This is a genomic window from Gardnerella sp. DNF01195 (genome assembly GCF_049244175.1).
Lineage (GTDB): Bacteria > Actinomycetota > Actinomycetes > Actinomycetales > Bifidobacteriaceae > Bifidobacterium > Bifidobacterium leopoldii.
In genome coordinates this window covers 411752-436968 of the sequence record NZ_CP058383.1, presented here as the reverse complement: position 1 = coordinate 436968, position 25217 = coordinate 411752, and the positions used below count along the sequence as shown (strand labels likewise).

General features: G+C 41.7%; 20 protein-coding genes. 2 read left to right on the top strand and 18 right to left on the bottom strand.

The features are described from left to right. Nucleotides 1-77 precede the first annotated feature (77 nt). From HXT43_RS01525 to map, 12 genes are all read right to left on the bottom strand, one after another. Nucleotides 78-845 (bottom strand): type III pantothenate kinase, encoded by a 768-nt coding sequence (locus HXT43_RS01525; RefSeq protein ID WP_004107486.1) that lies wholly within the window; start codon nt 843-845, stop codon nt 78-80. Between the two features lie 182 nt (nt 846-1027). Further along, nucleotides 1028-2458: an ABC transporter substrate-binding protein gene (locus tag HXT43_RS01520; RefSeq protein WP_064340159.1), complete on the bottom strand. Its 1431-nt coding sequence runs from the start codon at nt 2456-2458 to the stop codon at nt 1028-1030. Nucleotides 2459-2504: 46 nt separating this feature from the next. Continuing rightward, entirely contained in the window at nt 2505-4412 is a 1908-nt protein-coding gene (gene glmS, locus HXT43_RS01515; RefSeq protein WP_004118863.1) for a glutamine--fructose-6-phosphate transaminase (isomerizing), read from the bottom strand. 95 nt (nt 4413-4507) lie between these two features. Further along, nucleotides 4508-5296: an amino acid ABC transporter ATP-binding protein gene (locus HXT43_RS01510; RefSeq protein ID WP_004107481.1), complete on the bottom strand. Its 789-nt coding sequence runs from the start codon at nt 5294-5296 to the stop codon at nt 4508-4510. An 85-nt stretch (nt 5297-5381) separates the two neighbouring features. After that, nucleotides 5382-6383 (bottom strand): amino acid ABC transporter permease, encoded by a 1002-nt coding sequence (locus HXT43_RS01505; protein WP_101886189.1) that lies wholly within the window; start codon nt 6381-6383, stop codon nt 5382-5384. A gap of 158 nt (nt 6384-6541) precedes the next feature. Beyond that, nucleotides 6542-7450 carry an ABC transporter substrate-binding protein gene (locus HXT43_RS01500; protein WP_410294600.1) on the bottom strand — a complete coding sequence of 303 codons (909 nt, stop codon included), beginning with the start codon at nt 7448-7450 and terminating at the stop codon, nt 6542-6544. 275 nt (nt 7451-7725) lie between these two features. After that, entirely contained in the window at nt 7726-8223 is a 498-nt protein-coding gene (gene smpB, locus HXT43_RS01495; RefSeq protein ID WP_004107461.1) for an SsrA-binding protein SmpB, read from the bottom strand. Between the two features lie 134 nt (nt 8224-8357). Beyond that, the gene (locus HXT43_RS01490) at nt 8358-9764 is read right to left on the bottom strand and encodes a CHAP domain-containing protein (protein ID WP_410294599.1); all 1407 of its coding nucleotides are present in this window, start codon (nt 9762-9764) and stop codon (nt 8358-8360) included. Nucleotides 9765-9910: 146 nt separating this feature from the next. Continuing rightward, the gene (gene ftsX, locus HXT43_RS01485; protein ID WP_004107457.1) at nt 9911-10834 is read right to left on the bottom strand and encodes a permease-like cell division protein FtsX; all 924 of its coding nucleotides are present in this window, start codon (nt 10832-10834) and stop codon (nt 9911-9913) included. Then, on the bottom strand, nt 10834-12216 hold the full coding sequence (gene ftsE / locus HXT43_RS01480) for a cell division ATP-binding protein FtsE (protein ID WP_415707137.1): 1383 nt from the start codon (nt 12214-12216) through the stop codon (nt 10834-10836). The genes ftsX and ftsE overlap by 1 nt, the downstream gene beginning before the upstream one ends. Nucleotides 12217-12279: 63 nt before the next feature. Further along, nucleotides 12280-13416, bottom strand: coding sequence for a peptide chain release factor 2 (gene prfB, locus HXT43_RS01475; RefSeq protein WP_004107453.1), 1137 nt, complete (start codon nt 13414-13416; stop codon nt 12280-12282). An 80-nt stretch (nt 13417-13496) separates the two neighbouring features. Then, the gene (gene map, locus HXT43_RS01470; RefSeq protein ID WP_004107450.1) at nt 13497-14270 is read right to left on the bottom strand and encodes a type I methionyl aminopeptidase; all 774 of its coding nucleotides are present in this window, start codon (nt 14268-14270) and stop codon (nt 13497-13499) included. Between the two features lie 91 nt (nt 14271-14361). On the opposite strand from map, the gene HXT43_RS01465 reads away from it, so the two are divergent. Continuing rightward, nucleotides 14362-16518 (top strand): M13 family metallopeptidase, encoded by a 2157-nt coding sequence (locus tag HXT43_RS01465; protein WP_410294596.1) that lies wholly within the window; start codon nt 14362-14364, stop codon nt 16516-16518. A 105-nt stretch (nt 16519-16623) separates the two neighbouring features. Here the strand turns inward: HXT43_RS01465 and HXT43_RS01460 are convergent, their stop codons facing one another. Further along, nucleotides 16624-18039: a CAP domain-containing protein gene (locus tag HXT43_RS01460; protein ID WP_101886100.1), complete on the bottom strand. Its 1416-nt coding sequence runs from the start codon at nt 18037-18039 to the stop codon at nt 16624-16626. Nucleotides 18040-18351: 312 nt separating this feature from the next. Here HXT43_RS01460 and HXT43_RS01455 point away from each other — a divergent pair, with 312 nt between their 5' ends. After that, complete coding sequence (locus HXT43_RS01455) at nt 18352-18840, top strand: single-stranded DNA-binding protein (protein WP_112928764.1); 489 nt, start codon at nt 18352-18354, stop codon at nt 18838-18840. Nucleotides 18841-19009: 169 nt separating this feature from the next. Here the strand turns inward: HXT43_RS01455 and HXT43_RS01450 are convergent, their stop codons facing one another. The 5 genes from HXT43_RS01450 to HXT43_RS01430 all read right to left on the bottom strand — a co-directional run bounded on the left by HXT43_RS01450 (nt 19010) and on the right by HXT43_RS01430 (nt 25207). Next, complete coding sequence (locus HXT43_RS01450) at nt 19010-20314, bottom strand: zinc ribbon domain-containing protein (protein ID WP_415707136.1); 1305 nt, start codon at nt 20312-20314, stop codon at nt 19010-19012. Nucleotides 20315-20418: 104 nt separating this feature from the next. Then, complete coding sequence (locus tag HXT43_RS01445; protein ID WP_415707135.1) at nt 20419-22254, bottom strand: proline--tRNA ligase; 1836 nt, start codon at nt 22252-22254, stop codon at nt 20419-20421. 325 nt (nt 22255-22579) lie between these two features. Continuing rightward, nucleotides 22580-24037, bottom strand: coding sequence for a PIF1 family DEAD/DEAH box helicase (locus tag HXT43_RS01440; RefSeq protein ID WP_112928768.1), 1458 nt, complete (start codon nt 24035-24037; stop codon nt 22580-22582). 57 nt (nt 24038-24094) lie between these two features. Continuing rightward, nucleotides 24095-24802 (bottom strand): oligoribonuclease, encoded by a 708-nt coding sequence (gene orn, locus HXT43_RS01435; RefSeq protein WP_004107431.1) that lies wholly within the window; start codon nt 24800-24802, stop codon nt 24095-24097. An 87-nt stretch (nt 24803-24889) separates the two neighbouring features. Continuing rightward, nucleotides 24890-25207 carry a hypothetical protein gene (locus tag HXT43_RS01430; RefSeq protein ID WP_082851852.1) on the bottom strand — a complete coding sequence of 106 codons (318 nt, stop codon included), beginning with the start codon at nt 25205-25207 and terminating at the stop codon, nt 24890-24892. Nucleotides 25208-25217: the final 10 nt, after the last annotated feature.

Here is a 25217-nt window from a genome sequence, read left to right as displayed (position 1 = left end):
ACAACCCAAAGCCCTCCAAGCACGAGCAAAATTACCCACGTTTGGAGCAAAAAACAACAAATAAACGATATTTACTATTAGCGCAAGTTTCGCTGATAAATCGAAGCCATACCTTTGAAAATAAGATCCGGATCGTAATAGTCAATCGATTGCACGTCATTTTCAAAAAGCCTACCCAAGCCACCAGTAGCAACTACCTTAAATGGCTCGTCTATTTCAGTTTTAAATTGTGCAATTGTACGCTCAATTCCACCCAAGAAGCTGTAATATAATCCAGCTTGCATTGCGAGTTTAGTAGATTTTGCAAGAACAGACTGCGGTCTAGCTATTTCCACTTCTGGAAGCTGAGCCGTGTTATCCCAAAGTGCCGCAGCTGCAGTACGAATACCTGTGCAAATAAGTCCGCAAGTAATAGCACCACTTTTATCTATATAGTTGTAAGTTGTTGCCGTACCAAAATCAATAACTAATACAGATCCTCCATACTCACTAAACGCACCAACGCAATCAGCTAAACAATCCGCGCCAAGAGTTCTTGGCTCATCAATACGAATATTCATACCGGTTTTAACACCAGGGCCTACAATCATAGGATCAATATGAAGAAATTTGATAATACTAGCGCGGAATGAATGCATAACTTTCGGCACAACAGAAGCAACGATAACATCTTCAACATCGTTTATTGTAAATCCGCTTAAATGCAAAAATTGCGCAATCATAATGCCATACTCGTCTGATGTATGATTAGACTTTGTTGTCATACGATAAGTGCCAACAATTTGGTTATTTTCCAAAAAACCCAGCACAATATTCGTATTACCAATGTCTACTGCTAATAACATGTGTGCCTACTTCCTATATTGACATTTACGGATTAATTAAGTTAATCTGCAATCACGCGCGCACGTATTGTATGTGTATTTATACTATCCTATTGTATTTATACTACTTTTGCTAATGATCTTACTTTTACGCAAAATTAAGCTGCTTTTACGAAATCACTTAATTTTAATACGTTACGAAATTATCTAACTACAAATCCTTGATTGTAACCATATTCTTGAAGATCTTTTTCCCACAATAAAAGACCATCTTTTAAAGAAATGCGTTTACCAGGATCATCTGGAAGCCACAATTTACTTCCATCATCTTGAGTAACACCAGCATCAATCATGGCTTGCACGTTTAATCTAGCTAAAGATTTAACACTCCAGTCATATGCTTGACCCATAGTTGCTCTAAAATCACTTCGCGAATACACTTCAAAAGGCAAATACCTGTATCCCGTATCCACGCGATTAGCGGCATCTGCAAATACACGATTAAACTTCTGGCCGCCAAAATAAGGTATATCAATGCCTCGTGAATCACGAATAGTAGCTCTATCTAAAAATGACTTATCTCTAAGCGTAACAACATCTGCAGGAAACGCTCCACCATTGACACGAGTACGAATTCCATGCATATCATGGCATACAAAATTCACAAATCGCATTGCTGCTTCAGGCTTACGACTCGATTTAAGCACAGATAACGAAGAACCGCCCATTTCTGCATTACGCTTTTCTCCGTGCATAGTTGGCACATTCGTCACCTTCCACAATCCTGCAGTTCCAGGCACATTTTCCAGAAGCAAAGACGGCATCCAGGCTCCTGAGAAAACAGAAGCAATCTTGCCAGCTCCAACACCGTTCTTCCAGCGTTGACTCCAAGTTGTAGTTCTAATGTCAATCAATCCTTCATCAATCATTGATTGCCAGAACTTTGTAAACTCTTCAGTACCCTTATCTTTGCTCAATCTAACAGTAACTGTTTTCCCATCATGAGAAGTCATAAACGGGTGTCCACCTGCAAGCCAAATCATAGCGTTATAAAAACTTGCGTCACCTGAGTCTGCTGCAATATACACACCGATATCTTTAAGCTTACGAGCAGCGTGACGGTAATCTTCCCAAGTGTGTATTTTTGTGGCATCTACACCAGCCTGCTTAAACACGTCATCATTATAAAACCAAGCCATTGGGCCAGAATCCATCGGCAAACCGTAAACACGTCCACCAAGTTGCACAGAAGACCATGTTCCAGGAGTATAGAATGTGCGAGTATTTTTCACACGATCAGTAATATCTAAAAGCTGTCCACTTACAGCATATTGCGGAAGAGCAAAATATTCTAATTGAACAATATCTGGCATACCATAGCCATCTTGAATAGCGCTATTAAGATTGCTATATCCGCTAGTATCTTTTACAGTTACATGAACATCTGGATTATGTAGTTCAAATTCTTCAGCAAGTCGTTTCATGCTTGGTTCCCAAGACCAAACACTAATTTGAGTTCTAGAATCTTTAGTTCCGCATCCGCAAGAAAATAGCAAAGAAAAAACACAAAGTATCGACAGAAGCAAGCGTCCAAAATGATTGCGTTGTTGCAAAATTCTTGCAAATGCAGACATAAGATTTGCCATCCGTTACTTTATGTTACTCAACGTTGTTATGCGCTTACTCAACAGTTACAGACTTTGCAAGATTACGAGGCTTATCAACATCATAACCTTTTAACTTTGCCATATCCATTGCAAATAATTGCAATGCAACTACATCTACAAGTGGACTTAGCAAAGTCGCACATTTAGGACGCCAGAACACAATATCTGCATAGCGAGAAGCATCTGGATCACCCTCTTCTGCAACAGCTATAGTGAAAGCTCCGCGCGCTTTAACTTCTTCAATTCCAGAAATAACTTTCGCATGAAGCACATCACGACCGCGAGAAGATGGCACAATCACAACTACCGGCTCACCTTCATCTACAAGCGCAATAGGACCGTGCTTAAGCTCACCCGCAGCAAAACCTTCAGTAAACGTATACGCAATTTCCTTAAGCTTCAACGCACCTTCTAGCGCAACAGGATATCCAACATGTCGACCTAAGAAAAGGAAAGATTTAGCTTCCAGAGTATGCTCAGCAGCTTTCATAATTGATTCAGATTGTGTATCAAGTACATGCTGAATTTTATCCGGCATCTCTTTTAATTGCGCAACGATTTGCTGAATTTCGTCGCGATACATAGTGCCTTTTACTTGCGCCAAAAACAGACCAAGCATATAGGCTGCAACTATTTGCGCAACAAAGGCTTTAGTAGATGCAACTGCTATTTCTGGACCTGCATGCGTATAAAGAACTGCATCAGATTCGCGCGGAATGCTAGAACCTTGCGTATTGCAAATTGCAAGAACTCGACTACCTTGCTCGCGCGCATGGCGCAAAGCCATAAGCGTGTCCATTGTTTCACCAGATTGCGAAATAGCAACAACCAGCGTGCGATGAGTCAAAATAGGATCACGATATCTAAACTCATGCGCTAATTCAACTTCTACAGGCACACGAACCCAATGCTCGATAGCATATTTTGCAACCAATCCGGCATAACTTGCAGTTCCGCAAGCAACAACAATAATTTTATCTATTGAACGCAAAACATCTTGGCTAATATGCACTTCATCTAGCACAATATTTCCTTGCGCATCAAAGCGACCTCGCAAAGTGTCAGCGACAGCATGTGGATCCTCATGAATTTCCTTATCCATAAAGGAATCCCAACCGCCTTTTTCTACTGCAGAAGCATCCCAATCAACCGTAAAACAAGTAGGATTTTCAACAATATTATTGTCAAAATCAGTTAGAAGCAAAGATGCCTTGCCGCTGCCATCTACATCTCCAATGCACACAGCTTGATCTTGACCAACTTCCAAGACTCGATCCGTATAAGCAACAAAAGCTGCAACGTCAGAGCCAAGGAAATATTCACCGTCTCCAAGACCTACGACCAAAGGCGAATCGTGACGAACAGCAGCCACAATACCAGGCTGACGAACGTCAACAGCAAGTAATGTGAAAGCTCCTTTTAACATTTTTGCAGTACGACGAAGAGCTGTGAATAAATCAGGCTTACCAGTTTCGTTTACAATATCATTCGCAATTTTGCCAAGTAATTTTGCAGCAACTTCAGTATCTGTTTGAGAAGAAAATTCGTATCCTTCTTCGTGAAGCTGCTCTTTTAATACAACAGCATTTTCAATAATGCCATTATGAATAAGCGCGATTTTGCCATCTGCACTAGTATGAGGATGCGCATTAATGTCACAAGGAGCACCATTAGTAGCCCAACGAGTATGACCAATAGCTGCACTCGCCTCAGGCATAGGGTTTGCATCAATATCATTGCGAAGAACAGATAAACGACCAGCTTTCTTTCTCACAGTCGCACATTTCATCCCAGGAGCAACTAAAGCTACGCCCGAAGAGTCATATCCGCGATATTCTAGACGCTCTAACCCACCTAAACAAACTTCTAAAGGTTTTGCACAAACTTTTCCAAAACCTGCGTATCCTACAATGCCACACATAATCTTCTATTGTACGTTATGCGAGCGAGTGCACGCCAGAGAAGCACACAAAAACTATGCAAAACTACATAAATAAGATACGTTTCTTACGTAAATTACAATACGTGATTTAGGAAATCTTTAAAACGATCAGTTTGCGGATTAGTAATAATATCTGCACTACCCTGCTCAACTATGACACCGCCATCCATAAACACAACCTGATCTGCAACCTCACGCGCAAAACCAATTTCGTGAGTTACTACAATCATAGTCATGCCATCTTTAGCAAGATTTCGCATAACGGTTAACACTTCACCTACAAGCTCTGGATCTAGCGCAGATGTTGGCTCGTCAAATAGCATAATTTCCGGTTTCATAGCAAGAGCGCGAGCAATTGCAACGCGCTGCTGCTGACCGCCTGAAAGTTCTGCAGGATAATGGTTCATACGCTCATCCATGCCAACTCGCTTTAACTCTTCAATAGCTAAATCGCGCGCTTCTTGAGCTTTCATATGCATAACATGAATAGGAGCTTCCATAACGTTTTCTAAAGCCGTCATATGAGGGAATAAATTAAAACGCTGGAATACCATGCCAAGCTTCGCACGCTGTTGAGCAATTTCTTTGTCGTTAAGAGCCTGCAGGCACTTCTCACCTTTATGCATTACTTGCTTTACGCCGATGCGCTCGCCATAAATACTTATACTTCCTGCAGTCAAAGTTTCTAGTTGATTAATTAAACGCAATAACGTCGATTTTCCAGAACCGGACGGACCCAAAATAACTGTTACGCTACCTGGATTCACTGTCATATTAATACCGTTAAGTACATGCAATTGACCGAAAGATTTCTGCACGTCGTTAATAGCAACCGCAGGAAGATTAGATTTTGCTTCTACCATTTATTCACATCCAATTTGTTTGTTTCATGCAAAATTTAAAGTTTACAAAGAAAAATATTTAAAATTTAAGCTATTATGCGTTTATTTAGGCATTAAATCCGAGCATAGCAGCATCATTTCGTCCTTTAACATTTTTCCGTTTAGCATCTAATGATTGATCGCCGCGCTGATCAGAATCAGTATTAAGTTGAGCATGCTTTACAATATCTCTTGCTTCAAAACCTTTAGCAAAATGCTTCTCGAGCATGTATTGCAAAACCATCAAAATGGAAGTAATAATCAAATACCAAATACTCGCAACAAGAAGAAGCGGAATTGGTTTATAGATACGGTTAGCAATAGCATTTGTAGCAAATTGCAATTCAAGAGTAAACGGAACTGCAAGAACTAACGAAGTCGTTTTTAGCATACCGATTGTTTCGTTACCAAGCGGAGGAACAATAATACGCATTGCTTGAGGAAGAATTATACGCCTCATAGTTAAAGCTCTACCCATTCCAAGAGCCTTAGCAGCTTCAACTTGTCCACTATCGACAGCTTCCAATCCTGCGCGAACAATTTCCGACAAATAAGCCGATTCATTCAAAGACAAACCAACTACAGCAGCAGTAAGAGAAGTCATAATTACATTAGAATCAATAGACCAAAATTCTACAGAAGTAAAAGGAATACCAATACCAATTCTCGGCACAAGAACCGCAAACATGCCCCAAAATACAAGCTGCGTATAAACAGGAGTACCACGGAAAAACCAAATAAAGAACCAACTTACGCCACGAAGCACAGGATTAACTGACTTGCGCATCATCGCTAAGCCTACAGCAAACACGATTGAAATTACCATAGCAATTAGCGTAAGAAGTAACGTCCAGCCAATACCAGAAAGCACATTATCGCTTATTAGATATATTCCGACTACTTGCCATTCAAAACGAGGGTTAGTAATAATACTGTAAAGAAGCGAACATGCTATTACAGCTACAATGACTCCGGCAATAATAGGTCCTGGCTTTTTTACTGGCAAAATACGTTCAGAGTTAGCTACTCCGGACTTGCTCCTAGCAGAGTTACCAATTAAAGAATTCAAAATATGCTCCAATAAGTACGTTTATACAAAAACAGCAAAGTAAAGAAACAATCTGAGCCGAGAATTAAATCACGACTCAGATTAACGATATCATTTTAGATAATTATTCAATTATTTGATAGCTAAAGTTTGATAGCTAAAGTTTGATAGCTAAAGTTTTATAGTTTTGGATTAACTACAGACTTTTCAATAGCAACATCTTCAACGCCCCACTTCTTCAAGATATCCTTGTAGATGCCGGACTTCATAAGCTTATCAATACCAGCTTTTACAGCCTTCAACATCGCTGCATCACCCTTTTTAACAGCCGCTCCCATTGGTTCAGAATCCTTGCTGTTTTCCAAAATTTCAAACTTTCCAGGATTCTTAATTGAAGCGTAACCGGCAACAGGAGTATCTGCATACATAACATCAGCGCGACCGGAAAGAAGTGCGGTAGTTGCGTCAGTTTGCTCCTTGAAGCTCATGATTTCAAGAGGCTTATTCCTTTTAGCTGTGCACTGTTTCTTTGCTTCCTCCATAATAGGTTCGCCAACAGTTCCAGTTTCCAAAGTTACTTTCTTGCCACAAAGGTTCTTTGGATCTACCTTAGTAGGATTTCCCTTGCGCACTTCAAAAGACAAACCTGCATTTGCATAAGTAATAAAGTCTACAGACTTCATACGTTCAGCATTTACTGTAAAACCAGAAATACCGACATTATATTTGCTTCCTATTGCTGGAATGATTGAGTCAAACTGAGCATGCATAATTTTTGCTTTTAAGCCCATGACCTTTGCAAGAGCCTTCGAAAAATCAATTTCGTAACCTACAGGAGTTTTACCGTCTGCAGCAAAGAATTCTGCAGGGGCATAACTTACGTTTACACCAACAGTTAACTCTCCTGTTTTTGCAACTTCTGCTGGTACCAATGCTGCAACAGCATCATCTTTTTGCACATGACTTATATCATAGCTACGAGCAATATCAGGGTCTGCTTCTTTAGAATCAGCAGGTCCACATGCAGCAATACTGCCAATCATTACTAAAGATGCAACAATAGCAACAGGCTTCATAGATTTAAACATAGTTCTTCTCCTCATGTATGTACTAAGAATCTATAATTTGCATTAATGTGTATAACAATACACGATAACCCTACAAATTCAACAGCCTTTTATACGATTATTGAATATACGAAGATACTCATGCAGTACATCTGCACAATAATTATGCTTTTCATAAACAAAAACTGCATATTATTCGCAATAATGTATAATATGTGCGTGTCGTATTGTCGCACTTTCTATCCCATGCGAAGCGCACATGTGTTTCAAAAACGTATAAAAAGAAACATCAACTCTTAATCAATACTACGAGAACGCAGATTACGGTAACGCATTTCACGCAAAGCCTCTCGCTTATCTTGCTCCTCACGCAAAGCCTGACGCTTATCAAATTCCTTTTTACCGCGCGCTAAAGCAATTTCTACTTTTACGTAGCTTCCCTTAAAATACAAACGCAAAGGCACAACAGTGTAGCCTTTCGCCTCAGTTTGCCTAGAAAGCTTAGCAATCTCAGCAGCATGAAGCAGAAGCTTACGCTTGCGCTTAGGAGCATGATTATTCCATGTGCCGTTTAAATATTCAGGAATATTTGCTCCTTCAAGCCACATTTCACCACGACGATCAATATTCACAAATGATTCAGCTAAAGAAGCACGCCCTTCGCGAAGTGACTTAACTTCAGTACCAGTAAGAGCAAGACCTGCTTCATAACAATCTTCAATTACATAATCATGATGCGCTTTACGGTTTTGTGCCACAGTAACAGTGCCATCTTGCGCAGGCTTATTTGCCATAATTCCCCTCCAGTACACATCACACACAAAAGAAACTTGCCATAAGATACTACTATCTTATGGCAAGAACAATAAGTCGTAAATCTTACAACGTTTTCAATTTCAATAAATTGAAAACTATGAAGTGCTTATATTTAATAATGAATGTACTCATAATCGCCTGGATTATAAATAGTTTCATAAGCAGGGAATGTTGCAAAACCAGTTCCACCTTCAGAAATAAGAACTGATCCATCAGCATTCACACGTTCCACAACCGCAACATGTCCATATTGCCAATCAGCATTCCAATTACCAACACGTTGGCCACGAGCAAACACCATAACAGCACCAACATGTGGAATTCTATTAACTAAATATCCAAGCCTACGAGCAGTATTCGCCCACTCAGCACCATTACCCATGTAGGAGCCAACAGGCAGACCAAGTTGCGAACGACGCAAATAAGCCCATAACGTGCATTGACGAGCAGGATAAGCAGAACCACCAACAGTGTTTCCAGTATTATGCCCGTAGCAGAACTTAGAACCTTCTGCGCAATTTCCAGGAACAGTATAATTCATACCATTAGCAGCGCCATTAGAAAGTTGCATCGGAGGAAGGTAAACATTCTTCCCAGAACTTCCATTCAATTGCTGACGATTACCAGCATTCGGATCGGCTTTAGCGAATGACTTATTAGCAAGAGCACGCGCTTGAGCATCGATGGCAGATTTCATTGCTATAATTTCTGCAGCCTCACGCGCAGACTGAGAAGTCAAACTACTCTTTTGACCTTCCAGCTGCTTACGAATCTCTTCACCATGATCTCGCAAACTTTGCAAGGACTTTTTGCGATCATTGGCAGCTTTCGCAGCGATTTGAGCACTTTGCGCTTGGGTATCCGCCTGCTGCTTTAACTTGGTTATTTCTGCTTCAATAGCAGCCAAACGCTGACGACGATTCATAGAAGTATTCAACTTAATAGCAGCATCATTAGCAGCATTTGCTTCACTTCTAGCAACAGCAGCCTCGGATTGTAACTTTCCAACAAACTGTTCTGTAGTAGTTGATTTAGTAACAATATCCATAACATTAGATGCCTGAGAACCATGGAAACTCTTACGAGCAAGCTGTGCTACAGCAGCCTTAGCATCATCAAAATCTTCACCAGTTTTTTTAATTTTCTCTTCCAAATCACGCTTATCTTTTTGTGCAGACTCTAGACGCTGCTGCGTTGATTCTACAAGACTGCGCGCCTGAGAAGCTTGCTCTTCTGCTTGTTGAGCAGCTCGTATTTGATTTGGAATTTTATGCTCATTTAAATCATTCAATTCAATGATCTTATTTGCAAGTTGTTTACTTACACCAGCAAGTTGGCGCTTCAAATTCTCGTTTCGTTGTATTTTGCGCCTATATTCCTTCATGTTGACAGCACTTGCTGTAGACGCATTAAATAATGCACCAGCAACACCAGCAAACATCATTGAAATAGCAACTATTAAACTCACTACAGTATGAGTGCGTCGAATTGCATACATGCTATGTCGATCTTCGCTCATATCACTTCCCTTTCAACATCACTATTGCGAATTATACCGTAATGCAAGGAATCACGCGAGTTTCTACTTCAAATCTTCTAAAATAGTACTTTTACAATACTCATACGAAAATAACGCAAATAATTATACACCTATTATTTTGCATTTTAAGCTTTTAAGTATCGTCTCAAAGCAATAGCAGAAGCAACTATAGATAACACCACTGCACCAGCTACAAGTATTGGAACGCATAGCCACACAGTTGTTTGAGTAACAAATGGCATCCAACGCACATTCTGCGCAAGCCAATCAGTTACAAAAATTTTAACTACTAAACTTAACGCAGCACCAGCAAGTAAAGAACCTACAAACGACGCGAACGCTCCTTCAAGAATAAACGGCATACGAATAGTCCAGTTAGAGGCACCAACTAAGCGCATAATTTCGGTTTCTTGACGACGGCTAGCAGCAGACATTCGAATCGTAGTGCCAGTAAGCATAATAGCTACAACAACCATAACCGCTGCAAGCACAATTGTCACAACAGTAGCGCGATTAAGCACACTGAAAACAGGATCAAAAATCTGACGCTGATCAACAACTTCTTCCACACCATCGCGTCCAGAAAGAACTTCTGAAACAACCTGATATTTCATAGGATTAGTAAGCTTCAAGCGCAACGAATCTTGCATGTCTGCCGCAGTTAAAGTACGTCCTTGATACATTCCGTTAGGATATTGCTTTAAGAATGTGTTTTTATAAAATTCGTTGCGGCTAACATAAGTGATATTTGAAACATCATCGCCTAATTCTTGGTGAATAATATGCTCCAATTTTACAATTTCGGCACTAGTAGGCGCTTTTCCAGAAGCACAAGAAGGAGATTGGCTAGTTCCATCCGGGCACAGCCAGGCAACCACTTCTACTTTGTCATACCAGTCACCTTTTGCCTTGGTAATCTGCGCTTGCATAAGCACTGAAACACCAATAAAAAGGAAAGAAATGAACGTTACAAGCATAACCGAAAGAATCATCGAAACATTACGACGCAAACTAATGCAAGTTTCGGAAAAAATAAATCGTAAACGCATTACTCTGCTCCTTCAGTTTTATTAATGTCATTATTGCTATCGTCAACACTAATGTTCTCATTATTAGTATTTTCAGCTGCAACAGGTGGCTTAGGCGGAGCTGGAGGCATAGGAGGAAGCTGAGTTTTACGCTCAGATTCAGCATCGGATTGCAACTTACTTTCTGCTTCTGATTGCAACTCATCACTGGTTTCGGGTTGTGATTCTTCGCTCACTTCAGAGTTTTCAGTAGATTCAGTAGATTCATTAGTTTCATTAGTTTCAGCAGTTTCGTGAGATTCGGCAGTTTCATAGGATCCTTTATTATCTTCCGAAATCTCAACTTCTGAATCATTCTCTTCAACATCTTCATTATCGTTTGCAGAAATCAATCCACGTCCCCAAGTCATTGTTGTTTCCAAAGACTGGAACACTTCGCCATAACGACCAGTCCTGCCAGAATGGACAGACTGAGCCAAACGTGCAATTCCTTCATTCTCTGAAGTATCACTCTTCAACGATTGCGTTACCATGTCAACAACTTCACGCGCCTGAGCAGCACGTTGAGCTTTTTTAGAAAGCCTCTTATGACGTTCAGTATGCTCAGATTGAGCAATTGATTTTTGAGCATCACGATCTGATTGATCTTGAGAATTTTCAACAGTTTGTTGTGCTTTAGAATTATGCTCAACTTCACTATCCGGGAAATACAATGCAGAATCATATGATCCTTCACGCTCATCACGCACAATTTTGCCGGCATGAAGCTCCACAACGCGCTTACGCATTGAGTTCACAATTTCCTCATTATGCGTAGCCATAACAATCGTTGTGCCAGTTCGGTTAATAGCATCCAAAACTTCCATAATTCCAAGAGAAGTAGTTGGATCCAAATTACCAGTAGGCTCATCTGCAAGAATAATTTGAGGGTGATTGACATATGCGCGAGCAATTGCAACTCGCTGCGCCTCACCACCAGAAAGCTCATGTGGGTAATTATTTTCTTTACCAGTCAAACCAACCGTTTCAAGAACACGAGGAACAAGTGAACGAATCGTAGACCGACTCGTGCCGATCACTTCCAAAGCAAAAGCAACATTTTGGTAAACTGTTTTATTATTAAGCAGCTTATAATCCTGAAAAATAAAGCCAAGAGATCTACGATACTGCGGCACCTGTCGGTTAGAAAGTCTGCGCAAATCGTTACCGGCTACGTGAATTTCCCCACCATTTGCTTCTTCTTCGCGAAGCAGCAAACTAAGCAATGTAGTTTTACCAGAACCGGAAGCGCCAACAAGAAACACAAAATCTCCGCGATCTACATGCAAAGACACATCGTCTAATGCAGGACGTGTACCTCGAGGATATATTTTTGACACATGATCTAATGAAATCAGCGACATTGTTTCAATTCCTTCCGAAGATTATGTGTAATTGTTGGTTTTTAGTTCTAGCTTTAGTTTTATTTAAGATTCTGCTTCAGCTTCTTTTTGAGCCGCAACTCGCTGCTCGTGACGCCAACGAATACCAGCTTCAATAAAACCGTCAATATCGCCGTCAAAAACAGCCTGAGTTTGCGAAGTTTCGTAGCCAGTGCGCAAATCCTTCACCATCTGATAAGGGTGAAGCACGTAGGAGCGCATTTGATCACCCCAACTTGCCTTAATATCTCCAGCAAGTTCCTTCTTTTTTGCAGCTTCCTCAGCATGCTTAAGCACAAGCAAACGCGATTGCAAAACTGCCATTGCAGCGGCGCGGTTCTGAATCTGACTTCGCTCATCTTGCATAGAAACAACCAAGCCGGTTGGCAAATGCGTAATACGAACAGCAGAATACGTAGTGTTCACGCCCTGACCTCCTGGCCCTGAAGCCTGGAAAGTATCCACGCGAATATCCGAATCCGGAATATCAATATGATCCGTAGCTTCAACAAGAGGAATTACTTCAACAGCAGAAAAACCAGTTTGGCGACGTCCTTGATTGTCGAATGGCGAAATACGAACCATTCTGTGAGTGCCACCTTCTACAGAAAGACGACCATACGCGTACGGGGCATCCACTTGGAAAGTGGCTGATTTAATACCAGCCTCTTCTGCATAAGACGTGTCCATCATCTTAGTTTTATAGCCGTTTCGCTCAGCCCAGCGCAAGTACATACGAAGAAGCATTTGAGCAAAATCGGCAGCATCCACACCGCCCGCACCAGAACGGATCGTAACAACCGCAGAACGAGCGTCATACTCGCCGTCAAGAAGAGTCTGAACTTCCATATCGTCCAACTCGTGAGCAATATTTCCAAGCTCTTCTTGAGCCTCATTCATTGAATCAGCATCGCCTTCTTCTTCACCAAGCTCAATTAAAGTCTTAGTATCTTCAATACGCTGTTCAACAGCTTGCAAACGCTTCAATTGAGACTGAGCTGCAGAAAGCTTACTCGTGACTTGCTGAGCATGCTCAGAATCGTCCCAAAGTCCAGGCTCTGCAGCCTGCTTTTCTAAATCAGCAATCGTAGCCTTCAACGAATCGACATCTAGTGCTTTAGAAATCAAAGAATACTTTGCTTCAACATCATTTAACGCTTGGGAAAAATCAAATTCCGCCATTTACTTAAAGTACCTCTTTACATACCTGTTTTACGCAATTACTACTCGCAAAATACTTACAAAATCAACTATTGATAAGTTTAGCGCACGGTCAAAATCTCAGGACCGTTTTCCGTAATTGCAATCGTATGCTCAGTGTGTGCACCGCGAGAACCATCAGCAGAGCGAAGAGTCCAACCATCCTTAGGATCCTGGTAAATTTCGTCAGTAGTCTTTAAGAACCATGGCTCAATTGCAATCACAAGACCTGGGCGAAGCTTGTAGCCATGGTGAGCAGTTCCATCGTTAGGAACATGCGGATCGCCGTGCATAATATGACCGACTCCATGACCGCCAAACTCAAGATTTACGCTATAACCATACTCGTGAGCAACGCAACCAACAGCTGCAGAAATATCGCCAAGACGGTTGCCAGGCTGAGCCATATTAATACCAGCCTCAAGAGCTTCCTCAGTGCACTTAATTAAGCGTAAATCCTCAGGATCAGCATGCTTTCCAACCACAAAACTAATAGCGGAATCACCAACCCATCCATCGACGTTAATTGCCAAATCAAGGGTCAACAAATCGCCGTCTTTAAGGTTATAATCAAAAGGAACTCCGTGAAGGACAGCATCGTTTACAGAAGTGCAAATATAGTGCGCAAAAGGACCTGTACCAAAATCAGGAGCGTAATCAACATAGCAAGAAGACGCACCTTTGCGGCTCATAATTCGCTGACGAACGAAGTCATCAATCTCAAGAAGATTCGTGCCAACTTTGGTCATTGCTTTCAAGTCTTTAAGAATACTACCGACGAAGCGACCTGCAGGCTTCATCGCTTCAATTTCAGATGGAGTTTTAAGTTCAATCATGCTTCAAGACTAACGCGCAGGCACGAAAATAAAGCAAAATATAGCGAAAATACTAACTAATAGTGTCGCTTAATACTTGTAAGCTAATCACATGTCTAACAACAATGAAAACAATAGTAATAATAGTAATAATAGTAATAATAAGGAATCGCAGAAGGAAATTTCTGCTGTAGATTTCGACCCTGCCTCCTTCTCGTCGGCTACTCGTCCACAAGACGATTTATTCCGTTACGTAAATGGTCCTTGGATTGACACTTACACTCTCCCAGAAGACAAACCAATGTATGGTGCTTTCCACAAGCTTGCAGAAGATGCAGAAAAGCAAATTCGAGATATTTTAGAAAACGAAAATTGCCCAGCCAAAAAGTCGCAAACCTTATACCGTAACTATTTGGATACCGCATCTATTGAAAAAGCTGGAATTACGCCAATTAAGGGCGATCTAGACGCTGTGGATTCAGCAGAAACTAAGGAAGATTTGGTTCGCACTATTGGCGCGCTTAATCCGTACGGCGGTCCAGATGCAATGTTTTATTTTGGAGTTTACGGAGATCCTAAAGATCCTAAGACGAATATTATGCATATTGAGCAATCGGGATTGGGCTTGCCAGACGAAGCATACTATCGCGAAGATAACTACGCTCCAATTCGCACTGAATATGTAAAAATGGTAGCTTCGTTGTTGAGATTGGCTGGTTACGGAGATACCGCCACTACCCAAGCTCAAGCCGAGCGTTTTTTGAATGTTGAAACTAAAATCGCGAAGCATCATTGGGATAACGTGGCAACTCGCGATTCTCAAAAAACTTATAATCCTTGCAATTATGCTGATTTGGCAAAAAATCTTGAAGCGCTGAATCTCGACGCTTTCTTAGATGCTGCACAAAAAGCGTACGAAACTTGCGAAGAAGCAGAACATCAACCAATCAATCTTCGTGAAGCTTTTAGCAAAGTAGTAGTTCACGAGCCAAGCTTTATAGAAGGATTGAATAGGATTTGGCAGGAAACTAACTTAGAAGATTTAAAGCTTTGGGCACGCGTGCACGTGATTTTGTGCTGGGCAATCTTACTGAGTGAAGACTTTGCCGAAGCTAGATTCGACTTCTACGGCAAGGTGCTTTCTGGAGCCACAAAGCAACGCGACCGCTGGAAGCGAGCAGTCGGAGTTGTTGACGATGCTTGTGGCGAGGAAGTTGGACGCGAATACGTGCGATTGCATTTCCCTGAGTCTTCTAAGGAATATATGCAAGGCTTAGTTGACAATCTTATTAACGCTTACCGCGAGTCGATTTCTCACAGCAGCTGGCTTGGCGAGGAAACTAAAGCGAAGGCTTTGGAAAAGATTAGTAAATTTGAGCCAAATATTGGTTACACAAACCATTGGGTTGACTACTCTGCGCTAAATATTAAGGAAGACGCTGATTTAGTTGAGAATATGCGCGAAGTTTATCGATTTGGCTTTGGTAAAAATACTGCAAAAGCCGGAAATCCTGTGGATCGCGAAGAGTGGCAGATGACTCCGCAAACTGTGAACGCTTACTACGATCCTCTGCTGAACGTAATCGTGTTCCCAGCTGCTATTTTGCAACCACCATTCTTTAACCCAAGCGCTCCAGACGCAGCAAATTATGGTGCTATTGGTGCCGTGATTGGTCATGAAATCGGTCACGGTTTTGACGATCAAGGTTGCGAATACGACGGCGACGGCGTACTTAACAATTGGTGGACTGAAGAAGACAAAACCAACTTCACTGAGCGCACTAAGAAGCTTATTGAGCAATACAATGCTTTCACACCAACGCAGCTTATTGTTAAGTACTCTCACTTGAAGAGCAAAGAAGAGCGCAATGCGATGCCTCACGTAAACGGTGCTTTAACAATCGGCGAAAATATTGGCGATTTAAGCGGCGTGACTATTGCGCTTAAAGCATACGCTTTCGCCTTGCAAAAGAGCAAGGGACAAGAAATCAACGGAAGTGATGATGCTATTCGCGAAACCTTGCTTAACGCTCCTGAAGTAGATGGTTTCACTGCTTTGCAGCGATTCTTCTTAAGCTACGCGTTAGTATGGCGTTCCAAGGCTCGTAATGAAATTGCGGAACAGCTGCTTCAAATCGACCCGCACTCCCCAGCCGAATGCCGCACTAACGGCATTGCTCGCAACGTTGACTTGTTCTACGATGCGTTCGATGTTCAAGAAGGCGACGAGATGTGGCTCGACCCAAGCGAGCGCGTGCACATTTGGTAAAGCATCTCAAATTGAGCACAGAAAATAGAAAATAAGAAATAGAAAAGCCTGCAAGCGTTCTTTACTAATCGTTTGCAGGCTTAATTTATATAACCTTATAAGTTTTTATTCTTCCGCAGAGGCAGAACCTGCAGAAACAGCTTCTTCTGCAGCAAAATCTTGCGAAATAGTCTCATTTGAAACAGCTTCTTCTGCTACAACAGCAGTATTATCAGCAGCTTCTTTTACAGCAGTATCAGTATTAGCAACAGCAGTATTAGCAACAGCAGTGTCTACAGAAGCAGCTTTTGTACGCGCATTTTTGCGTGACTTATAAAGTAAAATAGAAAATACAACTACAGCACAAAGAATAATTACCATTGCAATTACAGCAACCACCATTCCAGAAATACCAGTTTTTTCAGTATTTTTAGCGGAATCTTTACTATTTGCAATTTGAGAATTAACCTTATTGGCTAAATGCTTATTTTTCCCAAATGCTTTCTTTTTGTTAGATCTATCACCCTTATGTTTTTTCTTATTTTTATCGTCCTTCTTATCTTTCTTATCTTTTTTATCCTTGTCGTCCTTTTTATCCTTATCGGATTTAGCTGCCTTAGTATTATTCGCTACTGCAGCAGGACGCTGATAAACTTGAGGGCTTCCATAACCAATTTTGCCATCAGGATAGTCAATATCACCGTTATATTCCGACAAAGTTAAATCACCAACAATGCCGTACGGACCGCCTTGAGCTTCACCATAACCAAAGGAGATATTTCGTGGATTCAAGATTTGATACAAATGACCATTCTCGTCAGTAAAGGCACCACGAGTAGCGCGCAATGGTCCCTCTTCATTTTGAATCCATAAACGCATAGAACCAGCAAGATCTGTACCCCAGCTTAAGTTTTCACCCCAAGCTTTTCTACCATTAAAATCAGGTGCGCTTTTACCATCTGGAGCAAAATGACCAAATTTACCATGTTGAGCAGTCTCTTGTGCGCGACGATACGCATCCTCTTCATTTGCGGAATCGTATTGAATATTATTCACATAAGCTTGTTTAGTTAAACCGCAACGACTCACATAATCTTGCAAAGGAATTCCTTCAAAGTAAATACTACGATCGTCGTATAAACGCGAACGTGCATTACGAATTGAAGCCAGCACATAGCGCACTACATCAACAGATCGAACCCAGCCAACACTACGTGCAACGTTTTTTTGTTTAATAATCGGGTTTTTAATAGACAGGTTTGACGTAGACGAATTAGATGCTTCTTTGCTTAATTCTAACGAATTTATGCCCATCAAATTCATATTCATGGAGCTTTGTGCAGACAAGCACACAAAGGATACTACAGCAAGCAGGCTTATCAGCGAACATACAATATGCTTCACTACAGCACTTTTAACTATCGTATTCTTCGAATTCATTGAACTATTCGATTTAAAACCAAATGATTTAAATAAATTAGATGAGCATGAATTTACATGCATAGCTAAATTGCGCACCAATCCCTGCTTATTATTTTTCATAGTAAAAAACTCTTCTTCTGTTCATTCAATGCAACAAATATAGGTTAATAGTATCTCTTAATAAGGAATTATTGCGAAAATGCTTGCAATCTTGCTGTTTTACAAGTGATTTTATTGTCAATATTTTTAATAAATTGTGGTTAAAACATAGCTTTTAACCACAATAAAAGAATTTTCTAGAACAATTCTCGCAAAACATTCATAGTTGTTATTACTGCGGCATTTCCTTGTGGCTGCGAAGCTCAGGGGCAATGGTGGCTCTGATTTCGGGGCTGAAATGGCTGCAGTCCAAATCGTGAAAGGATGATGAATATGGTACAACAACAGTCAACTGTGACTATTAGCGGATTTGTAGGCGCAGAACCAATAAGTTTTGGACGCAACGAAAATTCTCCTGCTTGTTCTCTACGAATTGCAAGCACACAATCTTATTATCGAAATGATGAGCAGCAATGGCATGAGCGTCCAACCACATGGATGACTGTGAAGGCGTATCGAACTTTGGCTTCAAACGTTCTTAAAAGCGTGCATAAAGGTGATGCAATTGTTGTTTCTGGAAATTTGAGTACTGAAAGTTGGACAAAAGACGGCAATGATTATAATCGCATAATTTTAGAAGCGGCTACTATTGGTCACGATTTAAATCGTGGAACTACTCAATTTACAAAGCGAAACGCTGATTCCGCTAAAAATGATCATGCGAAAGAAAGTAATCAAGCACAGCAGAACAATAGGGCACAACAAAATAACTCTAACGCAAGCATTTTGAATGATGAATTTGGGGGCGAAACTGATATTTAAGAAAAATAAAATCGCAACTCAAGAAATCCCTCAAACTCGCGCAACGGTAAGCAAATTAATATGAATAAAATAAAATAGCCGCCAAGAATCAACATTCCTGGCGGCAAATCTATTTATTCTCTATTTCGCAAATTAAGTATTTCCTAATTTACTGAAACTGAGATATCTACTACTTAATCACATGTATGTCATCAGAAGAAACCGATGGCTGACCATAAGGCAAATCACCACCATGATACATAATGCCATTAGGTTTCGTTGCAATAGTAATTCTCTTACCTTCGTATTGTTTGAAATTATTATTAGTTCCATCATTAGAGTCACTGATAAGCACAGCTACTTTATTAGCGAAAGTAATAGTTGGTCTTAAAGCACAATCCATAAAACCACTATCCACTGTAACTGAAGATGGATTATCTAGCAAAAGAACAGTAAAGCGTGCATTATTATCATAAGTGTCTGTGAAGCCAGTAGTATCATCCTTATCAGCGCCAGGTAAGTTCTTAGCCTCTTCCTTACTTAACGTCTTTACTCTTCCAGTGTAGACTTGGTAACCCTTTTCAATCCAATCCTGAACATTCTTATTATGCTCACGCACTTTTTGTGAATTCTCTTCATTATTCACTAATGCGTCAACACCTCTCATGTCTGAAATTGAAATAAACGACGGCATTACTACTTTTGATAATTCATCACTACCTTGAACAACACCATCGCTTCCTAACGGATGCTCAACAGTTTCAGAGCTAGTTGTGAATTTATGGTGTTTATTTAGGCGATATATTGTTTTTGCCCAAGGCATATCTCCATCACTCGTAGCATCGGAACCAATTGGTGCAATTGTAACTATTCCATCATGATTCTTGTTAAAATACAAAGTTGCATACGAATCGCTACTAGAAGTCAACTTTTCTGATTTTGTAAGTTTTTTACCATCGTAAGAAACAACACGAACACCATATGTTGCGTTTATCATCCTAATAGGATCAGAACTGTGCCAAGAAGTGATCACTAAATCTGGGATAGAGTCTTTGTTCATATCCCATAATGTGTAGGAATACTTCATGTCACTGCTGCCGGAAGATTTGGTTTCGCTAAAATCTTTTAGAACTTTTTTATATTGTTTTCCAGCCTCACTAATTACGTTATTATGAGACCCATCAGCACTATTTACTCTTTTATTTAGATTCAAAAAACAAACTATTCCAGCAATTACCACGACTAATGCAACTACTGCCGAAATAATAATTGTTAATTTTGAATACTTACTTTTCTTATTCTTAGGCGCGTCTACAGGCTGCTCATAAACCTGAGGATACATCTGCTGTTCTGATTGGTTATAAACTGCTTGCTGTGGATTATTTATTTGTTCTGCAGAAGTTTGCGAACCAATAGAAGAATCAATCCTCGCTCCACACTCATTACAAAATTGCTGATCATCACTAATTTGTGATCCACATTTTTCACAAAACATATGTGTAACTTCTTCCTATTACGTATATATAAAACAAGTGGGATGCAAACGCAGAGCCCACAAGTTATTAATATTTCTCACGATTCAAAATTACGCATCAAATTTTACTTATTCAAAAGTATTTTGACACGCTCTACAATGCGGCTTGCAGCTTCGTCAACTGGAACTGCTTCAACGTTTGAACCGTTGCGATCGCGTATTTCAATTGTTCCATTGTTCACAGTATCGCGACCTGCTACAGCAATCAGCGGCACGCCAACAAGCTCAGCATCCTTAAACTTCACGCCTGGAGAAACCTTTGGACGATCGTCGAAGATTACTTCGATTCCCTGCTTACTAAGCTCCTCAACAACCTTTTCAGCAGCATCGAAAGCAACTTGATCTTTGCCTGTTGCAACCACGTGAACTTGAGCTGGAGCAATCGCCATAGGCCATGCGAGACCAGCGTCGTCGTGATGTGTTTCTGCCAAGCATGCGATCACGCGGCTAACGCCAATACCGTAGCAGCCCATCCAAACTGGCACAGCTTTACCGTTTTCGTTAAGAACGCTTAAGCTCAAAGCCTTAGAATACTTTAAGCCAAGCTGGAACACCTGACCGATTTCCACACCGCGTTCGAAGCTAAGCGGACCAGAACCATCTGGGCTCATATCGCCGTCACGAACCTGGGCTGCTTCAACAACGCCGTCAGCCTCAAAATCGCGACCGTAAACAGCGTTGTAAACGTGCTTTCCGTCTTCGTCAGCTCCTGTAATCCAGGCGCTTCCCTTCGCAACGTGAGCATCCATCAAGTAGCGAACAGGATTTTCAATACCACTACCCTCTTTGCGAGCTTGAGGACCTAATACGCTAAAACCAATGTAGCCCTTAACAAACTCAGGATGAGACTTCAAATCATCCTCAGTTGCTTCTTCGATTTCTGCAGGAGCAAACTGAGCTTCAAGACGCTTCATATCTACCTGGCGGTCACCTGGAATACCAATAGCAACAATTTCGCGCCATGGCTCCTCATGCTCGCCACCCTCAGCATCAGCCGGGTGCTTAACAGCAATAATCAGATTCTTCAAAGTGTCGTCTGCTTGCCATTCGCGGCCATCTTTACGCGGATGCAAATCGTTAGAAACCTTAACCAAAGCTTCAATCGTCTTAGCGTCTGGAGTTTCGAGCGCTTCTGCTGCAGGAGTTGCAGAATAATCAATCTCAGACATTTCTGGAGTGGTAAGAGCCTCAACATTCCAAGCTTTTCCGGAAGGAGCAAGAGCAAAAGTATCTTCACCAATTGACATTGGAGCCAAGAATTCCTCAGAATCAGAACCGCCCATTGGACCGGAAACAGCGTGAACAATCACGTATTTAATGCCCAAACGGTTGAAAATTCGAGCGTAAGCAGCGCGCTCTTCAACGTAAGCAGACTTCAAACCATCTTCGTCAATTGAGAACGAATAAGCATCCTGCATAATAAACTCGCGACCGCGGATAAGACCTGCGCGAGGACGGAATTCGTCGCGATACTTTGTTTGAATCTGATACAAAGTAACAGGCAAATCCTTGTACGAAGAATACATATCCTTAACAAGGAGCGTGAAAACTTCTTCGTGCGTTGGAGCAAGAAGATAGTCAGCTTCATGACGATCTTTAAGGCGGAAGATGTTGTCGCCGTATTCTTCCCAACGGTTTGTAGCCTCATAAGGCTCACGCGGAAGAAGCGCTGGGAAGTGGACTTCCTGCGCACCGATACCGTTGATTTCTTCGCGAATAATCGCTTGAACCTTGTTTAAAACCTTGAGTCCGAGCGGCAACCAAGTCCACACACCTGGGGCAGATTTACGAATATAGCCTGCGCGCTGCATAAGTTTTGCGGAAGTCACGTCCGCGTCTGCAGGATCCTCGCGCAGCGTACGAAGGAACAGCTGAGACATACGAAGTACATTGGAATTCATGCGTTCCAATCTATTTGCGCATGAGGACATAAACACTTGTTTACACAGCTAAACAAACAAGCCAAAGCAGCGACAAAAACCCAGTTAAAACTCCGGCAAATGTTTCCCAAATACGCAAAAACGACAACAAACGCCAGAGAAAATACACGGCAAATGTTTCAAAAAAGCACCAAAACGCTCGCGCGGGTAACGCGCTCGCTACGAAACTCGCGTTGGAAGTCCCCCGGACTTCCAACTTAAGCGAGTTTCCGCTCCGAGTTGCCTTCGCGCGCTAAATCGCAGCGCTCAGGCAGGTCGTCGCGCAAATGTTCCACAAAAAATCGCACTAAAACTCGTCATCGAAGGAAAACTCTTCATTATCTGCGTAATTGACAGCGCCAAAAATGTCAAACTCTTGCTGATTTGCAGAATCGCCTTCAAACTTATCTGTCAAAAATACAGAAGCACCATCGCTAGCAAGCATCTCACTCGCACGTTTGGAAGCATCGCGCAAAGATCCATCTAGTAGAACGGCATCAACTGAAACGCTAAACGCGCGATCGTTAATACCTTCCAAATAAAGACCGCCCAGATTTTCCACGCGAGAAAGCGCAACATATCCCATTCCAGGAGCGAAAGTTCTACGCAAATCCATTACCGCACTATCGAGCGTCATACCTTGCGACTTATGAATCGTAATTCCCCACGCGCAACGAAGAGGCACTTGATTTACGCTAGCAAGTACAGTCTCACCGTCCGTCATTTCCCACGCAGCTGGCTTAAGAGTGACAATATTTCCGTTTTCAAACTCAACAATCGGCCAGCCACCTTTAGATTCAGGCACAAAACGCAACACACGTCCAACAGAGCCGTTTACATACTGCTTTTCTTGGTCATTACGCAATGCCATCACAGCAGCTCCGGCCTTCAAAACTAAACGCTCCGGAGCAAGCATATTCTTCTTTAAGCGTTCAACAAGATTTTTAGGTCCTGCTTCCGTTGCAACGAATTCGTGAGGCTCAGCATTAATTTCCGCAAGCTGCATATTATTTAAACCATCTGCTTGCGCGTTCGTTGGGAAAAGATGTACTGCAACTTCGTCATCTTGCGGATACTCACCAAGACGGCTGGCCAACACTTGCTTATCGTCGTCACTTACTAGACCGCTACGAATATCTGTTAAAACATCAAGTAACTTACCGTCGTCTTGACGATGTTGCTCAGTTAAATAGCACACAACAGGTTTCAAAGCATCCCAGGCGAAAGATTCCGTAATATAGCCTTCCGGATTTTTTCCAGCTGCAGCATACTTTTCGCGCGACGAAATAAACTCCGGGCTCGGCTCGAACACGTCACGATTTCGCATAGAAGTGCTAACAGGAGGCAGCTGGAAGAAGTCGCCCGAAATAACTACTTGAAGCCCGCCGAAAGGAGCGGGATTTTTGCGCACTTTTCGGCATACTTCGTCAACCATGTCGAAAAGCCACGCGTGTATCATTGAAACTTCGTCCAGCACGAGCACGTCCGTGGCTTTTATGCGCTTTCCTCGCCTAGCTCTAATGGTTTTAAGAAGCGTATCCGTAAGTGCGTTTGCAACTCCAACTCCACTCCAAGAGTGAATGGTTTGACCGTTTAAATGAGTTGCTGCGATTCCGGTAGAAGCCGTTACAGCCACGCTTAAACCGTTCTTTCGCATTTCGCGAATAGCTTCGTTTAATACGTAGGTTTTACCTGCACCCGGAGCGCCGGTAATGAACGCGCTTGCACCAGCGTTGATTATGGTTAGAGCTTCGGATTGCTTCATTGGCAGTACCTTTTATTGCGTTTAGTAGTCACGCTTTATTTAATAGTAGCGTTGTGTTTAGTAGTCGCGCTTTTCTGCGGAATTTACGTCTTCTAGCGCCTCTCCGCGGCGTTCGTAGTCACGAAGCAAGCTCGTGCTTTCAATGTGCTGTGCGCCAGCTTTTGCTTGAGACTCACTTGGGCCTGGAGCTGGAACGAACATCATATCGCGGTAGTAACGAAGCTCGTCAATCGACTCAATAATATCCGCGAGCGCACGGTGACCGCCATGTTTTGCCGGCTTATTGCGGTAAACGTCCGGGTAAAGCCTGCGCGAAATTTCCTTCAACGTGCTTACGTCTATTACACGATAGTGCAGATTTGCCATTAAATCTGGCATGTAACGGTCGAGGAACTTTTTGTCGGAACCGACGGAGTTTCCAGCAAGATGAGCTTTTCCGCGAGCCGGCAGGAAGCGCTTTACGTATTCAACTACCTGCTTTTGCGCTTCTTCCAAAGGCAAACCATTCTTATTCCACTCGTCAACAAGTCCGGAAGAAGTGTGCATATTGCGTACAAAATCGTTCATATGAGCCACAGCAGCATCGCTCGGCTTAATCACTAAATCAATGCCGTCGTCCAAAACTTTCAGATTAAAGTCGGTTGGAACTACAGATACTTCACATAATTCGTCGTGGAAAATATCGAGTCCCGTCATCTCGCAATCAATCCAAATTAAGCGCGACTCTTCCGGCGTAAACGTAAGATCTTCCTTAGCTTCAGCCATTTTCGTTCCTTTCCTAATATTTTTTCGAACCCATCAGCCTACATCTTCGTACAGACTACTTTGAATTGAGTTGTACGAAATACTGATTTAAGCATCTAATAAATCCTGCATAAGTTCATCTGTGTTATTAAATGATTTTCCCTCATGAGCTTCAGCTTGACGACGAGCTTCGTCAGAAAGATCAACTGGTTCAGAGACTTTGTCAATATTAAAATTGCGAATTGCTTCATCCATACTTTTAAGAGTTCTAGAAGATATACTCTTTGGAATAGTAAGCTCACGAGGCTCTAATAAAATACAACCATTATCGCATTCTTTAACATTGTAATAAGGATATTTAGCCCCACGCAGAGTTACACGCTTTTTACTATCAAGACGCACGTCATAATCTTTTACTACTTCCACAAAATCACCT

What these genes read in the sequence shown, in the direction of transcription:
- HXT43_RS01520 (WP_064340159.1), bottom strand. Translation starts at nt 2,458, where the DNA reads ATGTCTGCATTTGCAAGAATTTTGCAACAACGCAATCATTTTGGACGC.
- HXT43_RS01460 (WP_101886100.1), bottom strand. Translation starts at nt 18,039, where the DNA reads ATGAAAAATAATAAGCAGGGATTGGTGCGCAATTTAGCTATGCATGTA.
- smpB (WP_004107461.1), bottom strand. Translation starts at nt 8,223, where the DNA reads ATGGCAAATAAGCCTGCGCAAGATGGCACTGTTACTGTGGCACAAAAC.
- prfB (WP_004107453.1), bottom strand. Translation starts at nt 13,416, where the DNA reads ATGGCGGAATTTGATTTTTCCCAAGCGTTAAATGATGTTGAAGCAAAG.
- HXT43_RS01500 (WP_410294600.1), bottom strand. Translation starts at nt 7,450, where the DNA reads ATGTTTAAATCTATGAAGCCTGTTGCTATTGTTGCATCTTTAGTAATG.
- HXT43_RS01525 (WP_004107486.1), bottom strand. Translation starts at nt 845, where the DNA reads ATGTTATTAGCAGTAGACATTGGTAATACGAATATTGTGCTGGGTTTT.
- ftsE (WP_415707137.1), bottom strand. Translation starts at nt 12,216, where the DNA reads ATGTCGCTGATTTCATTAGATCATGTGTCAAAAATATATCCTCGAGGT.
- HXT43_RS01445 (WP_415707135.1), bottom strand. Translation starts at nt 22,254, where the DNA reads ATGAATTCCAATGTACTTCGTATGTCTCAGCTGTTCCTTCGTACGCTG.
- HXT43_RS01510 (WP_004107481.1), bottom strand. Translation starts at nt 5,296, where the DNA reads ATGGTAGAAGCAAAATCTAATCTTCCTGCGGTTGCTATTAACGACGTG.
- HXT43_RS01465 (WP_410294596.1), top strand. Translation starts at nt 14,362, where the DNA reads ATGTCTAACAACAATGAAAACAATAGTAATAATAGTAATAATAGTAAT.
- glmS (WP_004118863.1), bottom strand. Translation starts at nt 4,412, where the DNA reads ATGTGTGGCATTGTAGGATACGCAGGTTTTGGAAAAGTTTGTGCAAAA.
- map (WP_004107450.1), bottom strand. Translation starts at nt 14,270, where the DNA reads ATGATTGAACTTAAAACTCCATCTGAAATTGAAGCGATGAAGCCTGCA.
- ftsX (WP_004107457.1), bottom strand. Translation starts at nt 10,834, where the DNA reads ATGCGTTTACGATTTATTTTTTCCGAAACTTGCATTAGTTTGCGTCGT.
- HXT43_RS01455 (WP_112928764.1), top strand. Translation starts at nt 18,352, where the DNA reads ATGGTACAACAACAGTCAACTGTGACTATTAGCGGATTTGTAGGCGCA.
- HXT43_RS01450 (WP_415707136.1), bottom strand. Translation starts at nt 20,314, where the DNA reads ATGTTTTGTGAAAAATGTGGATCACAAATTAGTGATGATCAGCAATTT.
- orn (WP_004107431.1), bottom strand. Translation starts at nt 24,802, where the DNA reads ATGGCTGAAGCTAAGGAAGATCTTACGTTTACGCCGGAAGAGTCGCGC.
- HXT43_RS01490 (WP_410294599.1), bottom strand. Translation starts at nt 9,764, where the DNA reads ATGAGCGAAGATCGACATAGCATGTATGCAATTCGACGCACTCATACT.
- HXT43_RS01440 (WP_112928768.1), bottom strand. Translation starts at nt 24,037, where the DNA reads ATGAAGCAATCCGAAGCTCTAACCATAATCAACGCTGGTGCAAGCGCG.